Raw genomic sequence first — 16,232 nt, 5'->3', positions numbered from 1 at the left:
AACGAAAATCCTCGGGTTTCCGGCGATATGGTGTGACCTTTTCGTCACACAAGAGGCGGTGGGCGATTTTTGTCGATGGGTCGGGAGCGCTCGTCGAAGCGCGCCCGACCCGAAGGGCGGGCGATCAGCCTCCCTGACGCGCCGCGCGGATCGCGCGGACCCAGGATGCCCAGCTGCCGAAATAGCTGTCTTCCTTCCATTCCGGCGCCTCGTCTTCCATCGCCAGCGTATAGGTCACGCGCGCGCCGATTTCGGCGAAGCGCGCGGCCGCATAATAGTCGATGTCGAGATCGGTTTCGTCGCTGACCTTGTGATAATGGTTGCCCATGAAGCGATCGGCCTCGGCCTTTTTCGCTGCATTGAACGGGTCGATCATCACCGAGGGCACGCCCTCGAGCACGAAGCTGTAATGGTCGGAGCGGACGAAATAGGCCTGCTCGGGATCGGGATCTTCGGCCTGGGTGAGGCCCATGGCCCGGGCGGCTTCGTTGACCGCATCGCCAATATCGCTGTGATGCGCGCCGAAGGCGATGACCTGGTCGAAGTCTCCGAACAGCATGGGCATGTCGAGATTGACGTTGGCGACGATGGTCTTGCCGGCGATCGTGCCGCGCTTGGCCATCTGCTGCGAGCCGAACAGGCCCTGTTCCTCGGCAGCGAGCGCCACGAAGGCGATCGAACGACGCGGCTTTTCATCGCGGGCCAGGATGGCGCGGGCGCTTTCCAGGATCGAGGCGACGCCGACCGCATTGTCATAGGCACCGTTGAAAATCTGGTCGCCGCTGCGATCCTCGTCCACGCCCATATGGTCGAGGTGCGCGGTGACGACGACGATCTCGTCGGCAAGCTCGGGATCGCTGCCTTCGATGACCCCGATGACCGTATCGCTCGAGACGATCTCGGCGGCCGGGGCCGACAGGTCGACGCTGACATTGGGGTCGAGCGCGAAGCTGTCGAGACGACCGCTGGCCTTCAGCTTGCGCTCGAGCGTGGCGAGGCTGGTGCCCGAGCCGTCGAACAGGGCGGCGGCGTCTTCAGGACGGATCGAGGCGGCGAATGCGAGGCCTGCCTGACTGTCATATTCCGGCAGGAAGCGTTCGCCGTTGAAATAGTCCATGTAGCGCTGCCAGGCGAAGACCGGGATGCCGCGCGGCATGATGCTGATGAAGCCCACCGCGCCATTCTGCGCGGCGATGCGGGCACGGGCGCTGCCGAGATGGGCGCCGACATCGGGCTCGAGACCCTCTGTATCGCGGACCATCGCGACGACGACCTTGCCGCGCACGTCGACATTGGCATAGCTCGAGCCGCCATATTCGGGGGCATCGAAGCCGTCACCGACGAAGACGAGGCCGGTCGTGCCGCGGATCGGCGCACGCAGCGGGTCGACGCGGATGATGGCATTGTCGCCATGCTCATAGGTCTTGCCGTCGACCGTAAAGCTGGCGGCCAGTTCGGTATCTTCCGCGATATGATGCAGGCGCACCGGCTCGCGATACGTGTCATTGAACCCGCCCGGGGCAAGCCCGATTTCGCGCATGCGCTGTTCGACATGGTCGGCAGCGCGGGCATAGCCCTCGGTGCCGGTCTTGCGACCTTCCATATCGTCGGCGGCGAGGGTGACGGTATCGGCCTCGATACGCTGCGAGGCTTGCGGCGCGACCCAGTCGGTCGCGGACGAGAAAGCAAGGCTGCTGGCGGCGACCAGCGCTACGAAAAACTTCATGTGATAAATCCCCGGGTAAATTACCGTGCGATGCTGGCGGGGACGGGTCCCATATTCAACCCGGTTTTCGACGAATTGCGGCTAGTCGACCTCGTCGCTTTCGACCCGGGCTGACTCGCGCCGTTCCAGCGCCCATTCGCAGGCGCGGCCGCCCTCGGCGACATTGAGGCCCCAGCTTCGATAACCAGACGCATCGACATGAAACCGAATGCCGGCATAGACGCCAAGGCCGAACTCGCGCTCGCGGCCATAGGCGCCGTGGAGGATGCACAGGCGGCGCATCAGGTCGACGCGTTCGATCTGGATTACGGGCACCAGGTCCAGCGCCGCACCGCCGCGATGCGCCGATGCCCTGCTGCCGCCGGCGCAATTGTTGAGATAGGGATTGCGATAGCCTGAGAGCGGCTCGACCTGCCCCAAATTGGGGATCACCACGTCCCGCACGAGGTCGAGCGTCTCGACCAATTCGTCCCAGGATTGGCGGGGGGGCACTTCGAACGGTGCAGCGCCGCAATCGCGCCAGGACGAGGCCGTGCGCAGCAATTGCCAGCTCGGGAAGACCGAGCCGACGCCGCGCGCCTCGAGATAGGCCTCGAACGTCGCAACCCGGCTGGCGCGCGCCGGGCTGGCTTGCAGCCACCCTTGGAACGCCTGCTCGCTCTGGCCCTCGTTGAGATAGGGGGTGGCGGGATCGAACATGCGCACCGACGCCTCGGGCGGCAGCGCGGACGATGGCGCGTTGAGGGCCAGTCCGAGGAACCCCAGCATGGCCAACCGTCGAAGCCCTATTGCGCGCATACCCATCACGTCCCTAGCCTTAGAGGCATGAGCGCACCGATAGAAGTGGAATTGCCGCACCAGCTCGGCAAGGCCGAAGCCAAGCGCCGGATTGCCGGCAACATGCACAAGTTGTCTGGTTTCATTCCGGGCGGCGTCGCCGACGTCCAGGAGGACTGGACCGACGACCATTTGCGTCTCGCCATCTCGGCGATGGGGCAGGAAGTGGTCGCTGCCATCGACGTCGAGGATGCCCTCGTGAAATGCCGGATCGACCTGCCGCCCTTGCTCGGCATGTTTCGCGACGCCTTCGAAAGCGCCTTTCGCAAACATGGCCAGGAAGTCCTGCTGGAGGATCATTCCAAGGACTGATACAGCTTCTGACGCAACAGCGAGGGGTGTCGAATATGCGTCATTTCGCCATTGTCGGGTCGGGCCCGGCGGGATTCTACACCGCGGAGGCGCTGGCCAAGGCCTATGGCGAAAACGCGCGGATCGACATCATCGACAAGCTGCCGGTACCCTACGGCCTCATCCGCTTCGGCGTCGCCCCCGATCACCAGTCGATCAAGAAAGTCTCGGTCCGCTACGACAAGGTCGCCGAAGGAGCGCATGTGCGCTTCGTCGGTAATGTTGCCGTCGGGGATGCGGTCGAGGTCGACGAATTGCGGGACATGTATGATGCCGTGGTGATGGCGACCGGCGCGCCGCATGACCGCCAGCTCGGCATTCCCGGCGAGGACCTGCCGGGCGTCATGGGCAGCGCGGCTTTCGTCGGCTGGTATAATGGTCATCCCGATTTTGCCGAGCTCGACCCGCCGCTCGATACGAAAAGTGCCGTCGTCATCGGCGCAGGCAACGTCGCGCTCGACGTGGCGCGCATCCTGTCGAAGACCGAGGATGAATTCGAAGGGTCCGACATTGTCGGACATGCGTTGCAGGAATTGCTCCGCAGCGACATCGAGACGATTACGATCCTCGCGCGTCGCGGCCCGCATCAGGTCGCGATGACGCCCAAGGAGCTTGGCGAACTGGGGCACCTCCATGCGGCCGCGCCGATCGTCGATCCTGCCGATTTTCCACCGGAATCCGCCGATGAGGGGCTTGAGGATCGCGGTCTCGCCAAATCGGTGGGTCTGCTGCGCGGCTATGCGGCGGAGACGTGGGACAAGCCCAAGCGCATCATCTTCGACTTCTTCGCGCGACCAGTGCGCGTGGAGGGCGATGGCAAGGCGCAAAGCGTCCGGGTCGAGCGCACCCATATCGACAAAGATGGTCGTGCGCGCGGGACGGGCGAGAAATATGATGTGCCCGCCGGGCTTGTCGTCAGCTGCATCGGATATTCCAGCCCGCACATTCCAGGCGTGCCCTACGATCATCGGCGCGGGCGGTACTTGAACGAGGATGGCCGCATCGACGACGGCTTTTTCGCCGTCGGCTGGGCACGGCGCGGGCCGACCGGCACGATCGGCACCAATCGTCCCGACGGCTACGAGGTCGCAGGCCAGATCGAGGAAGCCATGCCGCCCGGCAGCGATGGCGGCAAAAAAGGCGGCGCGGCACTCGATGACCTGCTCGACCATCGCGATGTGGCGGCCACCAGCTTCACCGACTGGCGCAAGATCGAAGCGGCCGAAACCGCCGCCGCGCGCGAGGGCAGCCCGCGCGAAAAGTTCGTGGCGGTGCAGGACATGCTCGACCTGCTGGACGACTAGGGGCGCTTATCCGCTTGCATGGGGGGCAAGAGGTCGCTAGGGAGCGCTTCGCCCTTGCCCCGCGCATCATGCGTTTCGAGCATCAGTCGGGGAGTAGCTCAGCCTGGTAGAGCACTGTCTTCGGGAGGCAGGGGCCGGAGGTTCGAATCCTCTCTCCCCGACCATTTTTTCAAGCAGGCTTGTATCAATTCGTCCGGGGGACGAATTGCGCCTGCTCGAAAGATGGTCGCCACCGGATGGTGAGCCGAGTTTCCCGCAACCTAGCCTTTAAGCGTCGGCATATTCCCGTTTCGCTTCGAGCGCTTTCATCAGCGCTTCGGCCGTGGGTGCGCTCGACGGGGGGTTTTGGCCGGTGATGAGCAGGCCGTCAGCGACGACATGGGGTTGGAAGGTGCCGCCTTCGCTCCATTGGGCGCCCTGTTCCTTGAGCACGTCTTCCAAGAGGAAGGGCACGACATCGGTCAATTCGACCGCGGCTTCTTCCTCGTTGGTGAAGCCGGTGACCTTGCGGCCCTTCACGATGGGCGAACCGTCCTCGCTCTCGACATTCTTGAGGACGGCGGGCGCGTGGCAGACCAAGGCGACGGGCTTGCCTGAACGCAACGTCGTTTCGATGATGCGCTTGCTGTCGGCACTTTCCGCGAGGTCCCAGAGCGGGCCGTGGCCGCCCGGATAGAAGACCGCGTCAAAATTGCTCGTATCCATGTCGGCGAGCACCTTGGTGGTCGACAGCTGCATTTGTGCTTCGGGGTCCGCCTTGAAGCGGCGCGTGGCTTCGGTCTGCGAATCTTCTTCATCGGAACGCGGATCGAGCGGCGGCTGGCCGCCCTTGGGGCTGGCGAGCGTCAGCGTGTGGCCGGCATCCTTGAGCGTGTAGTAGGGCGCGGCAAGCTCTTCGAGCCAGAAACCGGTTTTCTCGCCCGTATCGCCAAGTTCGTCATGGCTGGTGAGGACAATCAGGATATTCATTGGGGTGTCTCCCGGACAAATTGATGAGGGTGACGCATTGCGTCTTCGCCCCTACAACGCATGCATGCACAGCAGCGATCCGATCATTGTCGATAGCCGGTTCCAGGGACCGGACGGAATGGGAAATGGCGGCTATGTGTCCGGCCTCGTCGCCGAGGCGATCGGCGGCCCCGCCAAGATCAGGCTGAAGGCGCCCACCCCGCTCGACATACCCCTGACGTTGGTCCGTGACGGAAGCGGCGCGCGCTTGATGGATGGTGACAGATTGCTGGTCGAGGGCGAGCCGCTGGGCAAACCGCTCGATCTCGATCCGCTCCCGTCACCGCCTGGCGCAGAGGCGATCGAGGCGGCGCGCGGGAGCTTTCCGACCGTCGATCAGCATATGGCGCCCAATTGCTTCGTCTGCGGTCCCAAGCGTGATCCGGATGACGCGCTGCACCTACTCACGGGCTGCGATCCGGCGACTCATCTGGCGGCAGACCATTGGGTGCCGCGCCCCGATCTTGCAGACGATGATGGCCTGGTGGCGGTGCGCTATTTTTGCGCCGCGCTCGACTGCCCGTCCTATTTCGCGACCGGGCTTATCGATATTCCGGCCCTACTCGCAGGCTTCGCGCCGCGCATTGAACGACGGCCCCAACCGGGCGAGAAGCTGACCGTGACGGGTTGGCCGATCATGCGCGACGGGCGCAAATTCCATTCGGGCAGCGTCATCCACGACGAAGCCGGCATCCCGATCGCGATGGCGCGCGCCTTCTGGGTCGCGCCGGACGAATTTGCCGATTACGTTGCGAACGAGGGGTCGAGGCGGTAGGCTTTCCTGAGCAGTGCCGGCCATGCCAGCATGTTGGCGACAATGCCTAGACCCGCCTGTCCCTGCTGCGCGGTGATTTCGGGCGCGCCCTGCGGCGGCTTGTTGAGATTGGCCTCGCCCGCAGCGAGCGCGAGGTTCTGCATCTCGCAGGCCTTTTCCAGATAATAGAGCTTGATGAAGCATTCGCCGACGCTGCCGCCGGTGGCGAGCGTGCCGTGATTACGCAAAATCATCATCGATTTGTCGCCGAGGTCCGCGACCAACCGCTCGCGCTCTTCCATGTCGACCGCGACACCCTCATATTCGTGAAAGCCAATATCTTCGCCGAGCAACATGGCGTGCTGGGTGAGGGGCAGGAGGCCGTCTTTGTGGGTGGAGACGGCGATGCCGTTGGGCGTGTGCAGGTGCATGACGGCATGCGCATCCTCGCGCGCCATATGGATGGCCGAATGGATGACGAAGCCTGCGGGATTGGTCATGAAGGGCGTCTCGTCGACCGCATTGCCATTCTGGTCGACCTTCACCAGCGAACTTGCGGTCACCTCTTCGAACATGAGGTTGTAGGGGTTGAGCAAGAAGTGATGCTCGGGCCCCGGCACGCGGGCCGAAAGGTGGGTGAAGATGAGGTCGTCCCAGCCGAAATGCGCGACCATGCGGTAGGCCGCGGCAAGATTGACGCGGGCGTCCCATTCCTCGTCCGACACCTTGCCTTCAAGGCTGGGGATGTCGCTACTCGCGATCGGCTGCGCGCCTTTCATGGCGGCGGAAAGCGTGTCGGCACGGTTCATCAATGTTGCTCCTGAAGGTCGGGATGCGCGGCGGCGAAGGCCGGGTGCGCGCATGCCGTCTCGCCGGCGCGGCGCAAATGCGGATAATCGTGGATCGGGACCGAAAAACGGCGCGCATTGTAGAGCTGCGGCACCAGGCAGATGTCGGCCAGCGTCGGCGCATCGCCGAACAGGAAGGTGCCGGCGCGCGGGGCCGCCAGCTTTTCCAGCGCATCGAAGCCCTCGCGGACCCAGTGACGATACCATTCGTCCTTGGTGTCCTCGGACAGCTCCAGCTTGCCCTTAAGATATTTGAGGATGCGCAAATTGTTGAGCGGATGGATGTCGCAGGCGATGATCGTCGCCATGGCGAGGACGTGGCTGCGGTCGGCCGGATCATCGGGCACGAAGGGCGGATCGCCCCGCGTCGCGTCGAGATAATCGAGGATGGCGAGGCTTTGCGTCAGGCGATGGCCGTCAATCTCGAGCATCGGAACGAAGCCCTGCGGATTGAGCGCCTTGTAGGTCTCGTCCTTTTGCGCGCCGGCGGCCAGATCGACCTTGCAGCTTTCATAGGCGACGCCCTTGAGATTGAGCCCGATCCGCACGCGATAAGCGGCGGAAGACCGGAAATAATCGTGGAGAATGACGTCGCGCATGGGTTGCAGACTGCAACCTCGTTACGCGCCCGTCAATCTTTGGCGAGGAAGGGCGCGATATGCTCCTTGCGGACCCGCGCGGGTCGGCCGCTTGCCTTGTCGATCATCGCCCAGTTGGTGACCGCGCGGACGAGCGTTTTGCCGTCTTCGCCGACAAATTCCATGTGGCGGTTCGAGCGGGCGCCGCGCACCTCTTCGTCGATCCAGGTGCGGGCGATGACGCTCTCGCCCTCGTGGAGCGGGCGCAGATAATCGATCTCGTGCCGGATCACGACCCAGAAGACGGCTTCGGCCAGCGCTTCGTCGGCAACCGCATACCAGTGCGAAGTCGCCACCTCCTGGATCCAGCGGACCCATTCGGCATTGTTGACGTGGCCCAACTCGTCGATTTGCTCGGCCTTGGCCGTGAGGCTCAATTCGAAGACGGGACTGGTCATGATGACGGCGCCGCTCGAGGGCCGGCCGGGCTGCTGACTCCAGCATAAGCGAGCAAGGCGGAGAGCGTGTTGAAGTCGCCGCCGCGGTCGAAAGCGATGGTGCGCATGAAGGCGGCTGCGGCAGCGGACCCGCCGATCGCCTCGTAATGCGCGATCCATTCTTCGGCGCTCACCGTGCCGCCCTCGCGATTGGCCTCGATGAGGTCCGACCAGAAGGTAAAAAAGTCGCCGCCGGCTTCTTGGGCAGCCTTTTCGGCGACGAGGGAGAAGAGCAGGCCGCAGCCATAGAAACTGCTGTGCAAGCCGCGCTCGGGCGCGGTGGCGAGCGGGCCGCCTTCGATGCCTTGAAGGCAGCTACCCCAGGCCTGTTGTTTTACAGCTGCGGCAAAGCGGGGGCCGACCTCGGGGTCGATCGCCTCGCCGGCGCGAAGGGCCATCAAGTCGGCGCCGCCCTCGGTCGACCAGGCATCGCCGGGGCGACCATAATCAACGAGGTTACCGAGCCAGAAATGCGCGCTTTCATGGGCGATGAACTGGCGCGCATTGGCGCCGAGGCCGCGCGATTCCTCGACCAGCATGTCGCCTTCGATCTGCATGACGATCTGGTCGCCGATGACGCTGCCGCCAAGGCTGGAGGTGCCGGGCGTCGGCCCGTTCCACGAGATGAGCAATTCGGGCGTGCCGCTTTCGTGCGGACCGAGGCGCTCGGCGTAGAAATCGAGCACTTGCGGGGTCTCGGCCTCGATTTGCGTGCCGAGCCATGTAGGCAACTCGGCATCGATGATGGTCGACATGTAGGGGCCGACCGTCGGCACGATATCGCCATGGATCACGTAAGACGCTTCTTCCAGCGAGAAGCGGCCCGGATAGTCGCTGCCGTCGAAGAAGCCGTCGCCACGGAAGCTGACGACCGGGTGGCCGCCTTCATAGTCGGGCAGCGGGGTCCAGTCCTGGCCGAGTTGCTGCACGGCGGCGATGGAGGGCGCCGGGCGCATGGTGAAATGGTCGGAGAAGATCGCCACCGATCCGTCGCCCAGGTCCATGGCCGGCTGGTAGTCGGCTTCGAGAAGGCCGGTATAGGGCCGGAACTGGATGACGATATTGCGCGGCAGGTCGCCGCCATCCTTGGCGATCAGCGCGTCATGATGCCCGATGCGGGTCAGTTCGACGCCGGGGGTAAGGACCGTCCAGCCCTCGGGTCGCCAGCTCGCATCGCTGCCGCGCGCTAGTCCCGAGCGCAGGAAAATCCAGACCGGTGCATCCTCGGACAAGGTCATGCCGACGCGGTAGATGCCGGCCTGCGGCATGTCGCGGATTTCGGCGCGCATGACCGGTTCCGGACTGCCCGGCTTGGCGCGCTCGGTCGGGTTGGGGGCAGCCGCAGCTGCCCCCGCCATCAACATGGCAACAAAAGCGAGGCCGCGCGTCATTCGCTCCCCAGCTGGTCGAGCACGAAGCCATAAGCCTCGGCCGTCTCGTAGAGGCTGTTCCAGCGTCCCGACTTGCCGCCATGACCGGCGCCCATGTTCATCTTCATGAGCAGGAGATTGTCGTCGGTCTTGGTGGCGCGCAGCTTGGCGGTCCACTTGGCCGGCTCCCAGTAGGTGACGCGGGGATCATTGAGCCCGCCGGTGATCAGCATCGAGGGATAATCCTGTGCGGTCACATTGTCGTAGGGCGAATAGGCAAGGATCGTCTCGAACGCTTCCTTGCTTTCGATCGGGTTGCCCCACTCGTTCCACTCGCCAGGGGTGAGCGGGAGCGTGTCGTCGAGCATGGTGTTGAGGACATCGACGAAGGGCACGTCGGCGACGACCGCGCCGTACAGTTCGGGCGCCTGGTTGACGATCGCGCCCATCAATTCTCCGCCCGCGCTGCCGCCCTGCGCGGCGACATTGCCGGCCTTGGCATAGCCTGCATCGATGAGGCCCTTGGTCACGTCGACAAAGTCGTTGAACGTATTTTCGCGCTTGTCGAGCTTGCCATCGAGGTGCCACTGCTTCCCCATGTCGTCGCCGCCGCGAATATGCGCGATGGCATAGGCGTAGCCGCGATCGACGAGGCTCAGGCGTGCGGTCGAGAAGCCCGGCGGAATGGCATAGCCGTAAGCGCCATAAGCATAGACGAAGAGCTTGCCCGTTTGGTCGAGGTCGAAATCCTTTCGGCGCATGACACTGACCGGGACCATCGCGCCGTCGCGCGCTTCGATCATCAGGCGATCGACCGTGTAGAGATCGGCGTCATAGCCAGAGGGGATTTCCTGCACCTTCAGCACTTCGAGCCGCTTGTCGGCGGGATGGTAATCGTAGGTCGTGCCCGGCGTCACCATGGAGGAATAGCCGACGCGATAGGCGTCGGGGGCATATTCGGGATTACCGCCGAAGCTTGCCGAATAGGCTTCCTCGGCAAAGGGCAGGCGCTCCATCGCGCCGCTGGCATAATCGCGCAGGTAAAGCTGGTCCAAGCCATCGACGCGGCCCTCGACCAGCATATGGTCGCGGTGGCTGTCGATGCCCTGCAGGTAGAAGCTGTCCGAGCCTTCGATCACCGTTTCCCAGCTGTCCGCATCTGCAGGATCGGCGCTGTAGAGCGCGAAGTTCACGTGTTCGTGATTGGACACGATCCACAGTTTTCCGTGCGCCGCATCGACATCATATTGCTGGAGCGGCGCGCGTGGCTTGACCAGCTTGAGCGGCTGGGTGGGATCGTCGGCGGACGTGAAATAGGTTTCGTCCGAGCTATTCTCGCCGGTCTGGAGGAGGATCAGGCTCTCGTCGGTCGACTTGCCGACGCCGACGGTGAAGGCCGGGTCTTTGGTTTCCTCATAGAGCAGGACGTCATCCGCAGGCTCGCTGCCAAGCTTGTGGAAGAAGGCCTTGTCGGAGCGCCAATTGTCGTTGACGACCGTATAGACGATGCCGTCCGACCCGTTGGTCCAGACCGGCTGCCCGATCGAGACTTCGGTGATGGTCTCGAGATCCTTGCCTGTCGCAATGTCGCGGATCTTGAGCGTGTAACGCTCGGCGCCGCTCGTATCGGTCGAATAGGCCATGAGCTTGCCGTCGGGGCTGATCGACATGGCGCCCAGACGGAAATATTCGACGCCCTCGGCAGCCTTGTTCTCGTCATAGAGAAGCGTGCCGCCTTCGGGCTTGGCGTCTGCCGCGGTGCCGGTCGCGGGCTTGCGATACCACAGGCGATATTGCGTGCCGGGCGCAAATTCTGACCAGTAGACATGGTCGCCATCCTTTACCGGTACCGACTTGTCATCTTCCTTGATGCGGCCCTTCATCTCCTCGAAGAGACTTTCGATCATCGCTTCGTGCGGGGCCTTCCACGCCTCGAAATAGGCGTTCTCTTTCTTGAGATAGGCGAGCACGTCCTCGTCATCGATCTTGGGATAGGACTGGTCCTTGAGCCAGTGATACGGATCCTCGACCGTGATGCCGTGCGTGGTGAAACTGTAGGGACGCTGTTCGGCAATCGGTGCTGGGGGCATGGAAAAGCTTTCTTCGGTTTCAGAAGGGCTGTCGGTCGTCGTGCAGGCGCTTAAGCCGAGGGAAATGCCGACCAGAGCAGTGGCGATCTTCTTCATGGGTGGATGGGTCCTTCCAATGTGTGCCGCGCATCCTAGAGCGCAAGGCGAGGCCTGCAAGACGCATCTCGACAAACGAGCGCACTGGTGTATCGCTTGACGCGAAGGGCCGCGTCCTGGCCGTCAGTATCCGGAGTTTCTTTCCATGATTTCAATCGTCTCGCTGGTGGCAGCCTCGCTGGCCGCGCAGCCCGCCGCCGATGACGGGCGCAAGCCGGTCGTCCTCGTATCGCTCGGCCATGTGGAGCGTGGCAGCGACGCGCGCTACCCGCGCATTCCCGAAAACTGGATCCGCCGTGCGGTCGCCGACAAGACGATCTACGACCTGTTCGACGAAGACGGGCCGCTGGTGACGATGCAGCTGACCCGCAAACTGCACAATACGGGGGGCTTCGACCTGCTGCTCGATATTGCGGCGGATGGAACGCTGTCCTGCGCGCTCGATCCCGAAAGCCAGGCAAAGCGGGCCGGGGAGATGTCCGCGCAGGACATTGCCGACATTGCCTGCGGGGAATTGATGCAGTCGAGCCCATGGATGCCGGCGCTGACCGAGGGTGGTGAGCGTGTCGCCTCGACCGCTCGGATGTCGATCGGATTCGCCTATCGCCGCCCATGGAGCGAGCGCGAGGAAAATGGCTATGTCAGCTACTTCATCAGCCCCGCGCCGCCCGCACCGCCGCCGCCGACGCTGGCGACGATCGAATGGCTACCACGTAGCAGCGGCACGAAATTGCAGATCGAAGGTCTCGATCTCGCGCAGGGCGTGGCGCCCGAGACCGTTGCCGAAGATGAAAAGGGCTGGGCGGGGCTTGCCGCCTATCTCGACGAGGCCGGGACGTTGTCCTGCCGCGTCGTTCGCCCCTCGGGCAGCCGCCGCTTCGACGAGGCCGCTTGCGATGAGGTGCGCGAAGCGACGGGCATCCAGCCCGAAACGCGCTGGGCATGGCATCGCTACGCCATGCTGATTGCGCTGCCCGGCGAGGACGGCCCGCAATTCCTCACGCAGTCGCAGGACGGCTATCGGATCGGGCGGCCCAGTGAGCAGGGCCTCGCGCTTGCTGCAGCCGAAGTCGAGGCAGCCGGCGGCGATTGGGAACGGATCGCCGTGCGCGGCGGCATTCGCGAAAATGGCCAGGTGTCGAGCTGTTTCGTGATGCAAAGTTCGGGCACAGATGCCGGCGATCTCGCGGCTTGCCGGGTCCTGTCCTCGCACCCCGACATGATGGTCGCGCGCCGCGACTTGTTCGGTTTCCCGATGGCGGGCTATTATCGCTATTTCGCGGACGGCGTCGACGACCAGTAACGCCCTGCCGTGCCGCGGGCTTGAGAAATGCGCCATCCCGACCATGTGGGAGGGGCAAGTTTGAACAATTGAAGATGGAGGATCGACCATGTCGACCCACAAGGACCGCCTCGATGCGCTGCGCGCGCAGCTGAAGACCGACAATCTCGACGGCTTCGTCGTGCCCCTGACCGACGAACATATGAGCGAATATGTCGGCAGCTATGCGCAGCGGCTGGCCTGGCTGACGGGGTTCGACGGGTCGGCGGGTGCCGCTGCGGTGCTTCCGGAAGAAGCCGCCATCTTCACCGACGGGCGCTACACCATCCAGGTGCGCAACCAGGTCGATGGTGATCTGTTTGCCTATGAAGACGTCCCGCAGACCAGCATTGCCGCCTGGCTCCAGGAACATGCGCCCGAAGGCGGGCGGATCGGCTATGATCCCTGGCTCCACACCAAGGCATGGGTGAAACAAGCGACAAAGAGCCTTGCCGCGCGCAATGCCGAACTGGTGGCCGTCGAGCGCAATCCGATCGATGCGGTCTGGGTCGGCAAGCCCGAGCCCAGCAAGGCGCATCTCGAACCCTATTCGGAAAATCTCGCCGGTCGATCGAGCGCCTCCAAGCGCGACGAGATTGCCGACTGGCTGAAGGGCGAAAAGGCCGATGCCACCGTGATCGCCGCGCTGGACAGCATCGCCTGGGTCCTGAACGTGCGCGGTGCGGACATTGTCCATACGCCGGTCGCCTTGGCCTTCCTGATCGTCCAATCGGACGCCACCGCCGACCTCTTCATCGAGGGCGACAAGGTCGACGACGCGCTCCGCAACCATCTTGGCGACGCGGTCCGCATCCACGAACGTGCCGACTTCGAAGCGCATTTGAAGTCCGATTATTCGGGCAAGCTGGTCGCGGTCGATCCCGAGCGTTCTGTCGCGGCGATCGAGCAGGCGCTGGAAGCTGGCGGTGCTCGCATCCTGTCGCGCCGCGATCCCGCCGTGCTGCCCAAGGCGATCAAGAACGAAGCCGAAGTCGCCGGTCACCGCGCCGCGCAGGAACGCGACGGCGCGGTCATCAGCCGTTTCCTCAAATGGCTCGAAGAAGAAGCGCCCAAGGGCGGGCAGGACGAGCTCAGCGTTGCCGCCAAGCTATACGAGCTGCGCAAGGAGACGGGCGAGCTGCGCGACCTCAGTTTCGATACCATTTCGGGTGCTGGTGCCAATGGCGCGCTGCCGCATTATCGCGTGACCGAGGCCTCGAACCACCCGCTCGAGATGAACTCGATCTACCTCGTGGATTCGGGCGGGCAGTATCTCGATGGCACGACCGACATCACGCGCACGGTCATCGTCGGCACGCCGACCGCCGAGATGATCGACCGCTATACGCGCGTCCTGAAGGGCCACATCGCGATTGCCCGCGCCCGCTTCCCCGAAGGCATTTCGGGTGGGCGCCTCGACAGCTTCGCGCGCCAGTACCTCTGGGAAATCGGCGAGGACTTCGCGCATGGCACCGGCCATGGCGTCGGCGCCTTCCTCGCGGTGCATGAAGGCCCGCAGCGCATCTCGCCCCCTGGCGGTGCCTATGCGGGCTCTGACGAGCCGCTCAAGGCCGGTATGATCCTCTCCAACGAACCCGGCTTCTACAAGGAGGGCGAGTACGGCATGCGGATCGAGAATCTCGTGCTCGTCGTCGAGCATGAGGTCGAGGGTCGCAAGGTGCTCGGCTTCGAGACGCTCACCTTCGCGCCGCTCGATTGCCGCCTCATCGACGTCGACATGCTTTCGCCCGCCGAACGCCAGTGGGTCGACGAGTATCACGCGCAGGTTGTCGAGAAGATTGGCGGCCAGCTGGAGGGCGAGGAGCTCGACTGGCTCAAGGCCCAGTGCGCGCCGCTTTAGTCGCGCGAATCGCTCGACTTTTCAGGTGCCGGGTTCGTTTCCTTGGCCTGCGCCTTGCGTCGCCGCAGGTTGGCGCGCAGCGCATCGGCGAGGCGCTTGGCCTTGTCGTCTTTGGATTCGCTCATGAAAGTCATGCTACTCGCTTGACAGATCGGCATCCAGTGGCGATAGGGCCGCGCACTCCAAAAGCGATGCTGCCGTAGCTCAGGGGTAGAGCACTCCCTTGGTAAGGGAGAGGTCGAGAGTTCAAATCTCTCCGGCAGCACCATCCTCAGCCGCCATTTTCGACTTCCTCTTCCGGGTTCGCCACCGAGCGAAAGCCGCTGATGACGGTCATGATCGTCTGGTAGAGGCTCGTGACGGTCATCGCGAGGCTGGCGAGGACCAGCACTGTCATGGTGAACATGATGTTGAAGAGCCAGCCGAACCATTTCTGCGGGATTTCCTTATATTCGCCGATGGGAAACACCATCAGCAGCAGGAGTAGGAGGCTGAGCATCAACGCCAGGGTTGCGAATTTGGAGATGCGCTTGACCAGCACCGAAAGCCCGTCGTCGAAGTCGATCGCATCGACCCGGTTGATCATCCCGAGCAGGGTGAGCATCAACGCGAGAATGGTGGCTGACGCACCGGCACCGGTCGACGCGAGATAGAGACCGGATTCGGTCAGCGCCTCGATCAGCTGGTAGGCTTGCGCGCTGCTGTAGATGGCACCCACGGCAAACCATGCGCCAGCGCCAAGCGCGACGAAGAACGCAAAAGCGAAATAATTCCAAAACCCTGACGGCATCATTTTTCCCTCTTTTGCGCCATGCAACGAAGCGAGACCCTCGACCGTTCCGTTGCCGGAAGATGTGGAGAAAAGCCGAATGGTAGGCGAAACCGACAATCACGGCCGCGACAGCCAGGAACTGGCTGAAGACCGTACCGACCTTGCCGAGGACCGCACCATCATGGCGGTCGAACGCACCATGGCGAGCTGGATGGGATCGGGCATGGGCCTGATCGGCCTCGGGCTCGGCCTGCGCGCCTTGTTCGGCCAGTTCGAGCCGTCATGGGTGCCCAAGCTGATGGCGACCTTCTTCATGATCCTCGCCATCATCGTCGTACAGTCGGCCAAGCGGCGCATGTGCGGCGCGATTCAGCGCATGAGCTCCAATTGGGTGGATTCGCCCAATACGAAGGGCATGGAACTGGTCGCCGGCGGGATTTCGGTCGGTGCCGTTATCGTGGGTGTCGGCATCTGGCTCTTTTTCGAGTAGGGCTTGTCACCATGTCCGAAGAAACCGACCGTATCGACGATGATTACCGCCCCGGCGGCACGGGGATCGTGATGATCGTCCTCACCTTCCTGCTGCTCATCGCGCTCATCTTCATCTTCCGCAACGAGCTTGGCATCGGCACGCCGCAGATCACCGTTTCGGTGCCCGAGGAAGTGCCTGGCGAGGCGCGTTCTCCTGCCGATCTGGCCAGGCAGGCGCCAGCTGCTCCCGAAAAGGATTGATCGGCATCAAGGCAGCGTCGCCCAAGGTGCAGCACACGCGTTGACAGTGCGGGGCAGAGGGGCCAATCCGCAATCCAAGCAGGAGGG

17 protein-coding genes and 2 tRNA genes are annotated in these 16,232 nt (G+C 63.6%); 9 read left to right on the top strand and 10 right to left on the bottom strand.

Translation table 11 applies throughout. The features are described from left to right. Positions 1 to 124 precede the first annotated feature (124 nt). On the bottom strand, positions 125 to 1,726 hold the full coding sequence (locus tag NDO55_RS08350; protein WP_252114231.1) for a M28 family peptidase: 1,602 nt from the start codon (positions 1,724 to 1,726) through the stop codon (positions 125 to 127). 81 nt (positions 1,727 to 1,807) lie between these two features. Further along, positions 1,808 to 2,494 (bottom strand): D-Ala-D-Ala carboxypeptidase family metallohydrolase, encoded by a 687-nt coding sequence (locus NDO55_RS08345; RefSeq protein WP_252114229.1) that lies wholly within the window; start codon positions 2,492 to 2,494, stop codon positions 1,808 to 1,810. A gap of 57 nt (positions 2,495 to 2,551) precedes the next feature. Here NDO55_RS08345 and NDO55_RS08340 point away from each other — a divergent pair, with 57 nt between their 5' ends. The 3 genes from NDO55_RS08340 to NDO55_RS08330 all read left to right on the top strand — a co-directional run bounded on the left by NDO55_RS08340 (position 2,552) and on the right by NDO55_RS08330 (position 4,382). Continuing rightward, positions 2,552 to 2,875, top strand: coding sequence for a polyhydroxyalkanoic acid system family protein (locus NDO55_RS08340; protein ID WP_252114227.1), 324 nt, complete (start codon positions 2,552 to 2,554; stop codon positions 2,873 to 2,875). Positions 2,876 to 2,910: 35 nt separating this feature from the next. Further along, a complete protein-coding gene (locus tag NDO55_RS08335) occupies positions 2,911 to 4,218 on the top strand; it encodes an FAD-dependent oxidoreductase (RefSeq protein ID WP_252114225.1) in 1,308 nt (435 codons plus the stop codon). 87 nt (positions 4,219 to 4,305) lie between these two features. Beyond that, positions 4,306 to 4,382 (top strand) — tRNA-Pro (locus NDO55_RS08330). Between the two features lie 103 nt (positions 4,383 to 4,485). Here the strand turns inward: NDO55_RS08330 and NDO55_RS08325 are convergent. Further along, complete coding sequence (locus NDO55_RS08325; protein WP_252114224.1) at positions 4,486 to 5,187, bottom strand: type 1 glutamine amidotransferase domain-containing protein; 702 nt, start codon at positions 5,185 to 5,187, stop codon at positions 4,486 to 4,488. 64 nt (positions 5,188 to 5,251) lie between these two features. Between NDO55_RS08325 and NDO55_RS08320 the strand changes: the two genes are divergently transcribed. Continuing rightward, positions 5,252 to 6,001: a hypothetical protein gene (locus tag NDO55_RS08320; protein ID WP_252114222.1), complete on the top strand. Its 750-nt coding sequence runs from the start codon at positions 5,252 to 5,254 to the stop codon at positions 5,999 to 6,001. On the opposite strand, the gene NDO55_RS08315 is transcribed toward NDO55_RS08320, so the two are convergent. From NDO55_RS08315 to NDO55_RS08295, 5 genes are read right to left on the bottom strand one after another with little or no spacing between them, the layout of a single operon-like run. Next, positions 5,971 to 6,759 (bottom strand): class II aldolase/adducin family protein, encoded by a 789-nt coding sequence (locus NDO55_RS08315; RefSeq protein ID WP_252115574.1) that lies wholly within the window; start codon positions 6,757 to 6,759, stop codon positions 5,971 to 5,973. The genes NDO55_RS08320 and NDO55_RS08315 overlap by 31 nt on opposite strands. A 29-nt stretch (positions 6,760 to 6,788) precedes the next feature. Then, the gene (gene maiA / locus NDO55_RS08310) at positions 6,789 to 7,427 is read right to left on the bottom strand and encodes a maleylacetoacetate isomerase (RefSeq protein WP_252114220.1); all 639 of its coding nucleotides are present in this window, start codon (positions 7,425 to 7,427) and stop codon (positions 6,789 to 6,791) included. A 32-nt stretch (positions 7,428 to 7,459) separates the two neighbouring features. Next, positions 7,460 to 7,864: an acyl-CoA thioesterase gene (locus NDO55_RS08305; RefSeq protein WP_252114218.1), complete on the bottom strand. Its 405-nt coding sequence runs from the start codon at positions 7,862 to 7,864 to the stop codon at positions 7,460 to 7,462. Beyond that, positions 7,861 to 9,294, bottom strand: a complete 1,434-nt coding sequence (locus NDO55_RS08300; RefSeq protein WP_252114216.1) for a hypothetical protein — start codon at positions 9,292 to 9,294, stop codon at positions 7,861 to 7,863. Before NDO55_RS08300 ends, NDO55_RS08305 begins: the two co-directional genes overlap by 4 nt. Then, entirely contained in the window at positions 9,291 to 11,363 is a 2,073-nt protein-coding gene (locus NDO55_RS08295) for a S9 family peptidase (RefSeq protein ID WP_252115572.1), read from the bottom strand. The genes NDO55_RS08300 and NDO55_RS08295 overlap by 4 nt, the downstream gene beginning before the upstream one ends. Positions 11,364 to 11,604: 241 nt before the next feature. On the opposite strand from NDO55_RS08295, the gene NDO55_RS08290 reads away from it, so the two are divergent. Both NDO55_RS08290 and NDO55_RS08285 read left to right on the top strand, forming a co-directional pair. Beyond that, positions 11,605 to 12,762, top strand: a complete 1,158-nt coding sequence (locus NDO55_RS08290; RefSeq protein WP_252114214.1) for an energy transducer TonB — start codon at positions 11,605 to 11,607, stop codon at positions 12,760 to 12,762. Between the two features lie 88 nt (positions 12,763 to 12,850). Further along, on the top strand, positions 12,851 to 14,641 hold the full coding sequence (locus NDO55_RS08285) for an aminopeptidase P family protein (RefSeq protein ID WP_252114212.1): 1,791 nt from the start codon (positions 12,851 to 12,853) through the stop codon (positions 14,639 to 14,641). Here NDO55_RS08285 and NDO55_RS11990 read toward each other — a convergent pair. After that, complete coding sequence (locus tag NDO55_RS11990; protein ID WP_279639212.1) at positions 14,638 to 14,766, bottom strand: hypothetical protein; 129 nt, start codon at positions 14,764 to 14,766, stop codon at positions 14,638 to 14,640. The genes NDO55_RS08285 and NDO55_RS11990 overlap by 4 nt on opposite strands. Positions 14,767 to 14,834: 68 nt before the next feature. Between NDO55_RS11990 and NDO55_RS08280 the strand changes: the two genes are divergently transcribed. After that, a tRNA-Thr gene (locus tag NDO55_RS08280) sits at positions 14,835 to 14,909 on the top strand. Between the two features lie 3 nt (positions 14,910 to 14,912). Here NDO55_RS08280 and NDO55_RS08275 read toward each other — a convergent pair. Further along, positions 14,913 to 15,434, bottom strand: a complete 522-nt coding sequence (locus NDO55_RS08275) for a hypothetical protein (protein WP_252114210.1) — start codon at positions 15,432 to 15,434, stop codon at positions 14,913 to 14,915. A gap of 76 nt (positions 15,435 to 15,510) precedes the next feature. Between NDO55_RS08275 and NDO55_RS08270 the strand changes: the two genes are divergently transcribed. Then, positions 15,511 to 15,903, top strand: coding sequence for a DUF202 domain-containing protein (locus NDO55_RS08270; protein ID WP_252114208.1), 393 nt, complete (start codon positions 15,511 to 15,513; stop codon positions 15,901 to 15,903). Between the two features lie 11 nt (positions 15,904 to 15,914). Next, entirely contained in the window at positions 15,915 to 16,145 is a 231-nt protein-coding gene (locus NDO55_RS08265; protein WP_252114206.1) for a hypothetical protein, read from the top strand. Positions 16,146 to 16,232 lie beyond the last annotated feature (87 nt).

It is taken from the genome of Sphingomicrobium sediminis, from assembly GCF_023805295.1.
GTDB classification, from domain to species: Bacteria; Pseudomonadota; Alphaproteobacteria; order Sphingomonadales; family Sphingomonadaceae; genus Sphingomicrobium; species Sphingomicrobium sediminis.
Note: the sequence above shows the minus strand (reverse complement) of the source record. Positions and strands in the feature narration are given on the sequence as shown.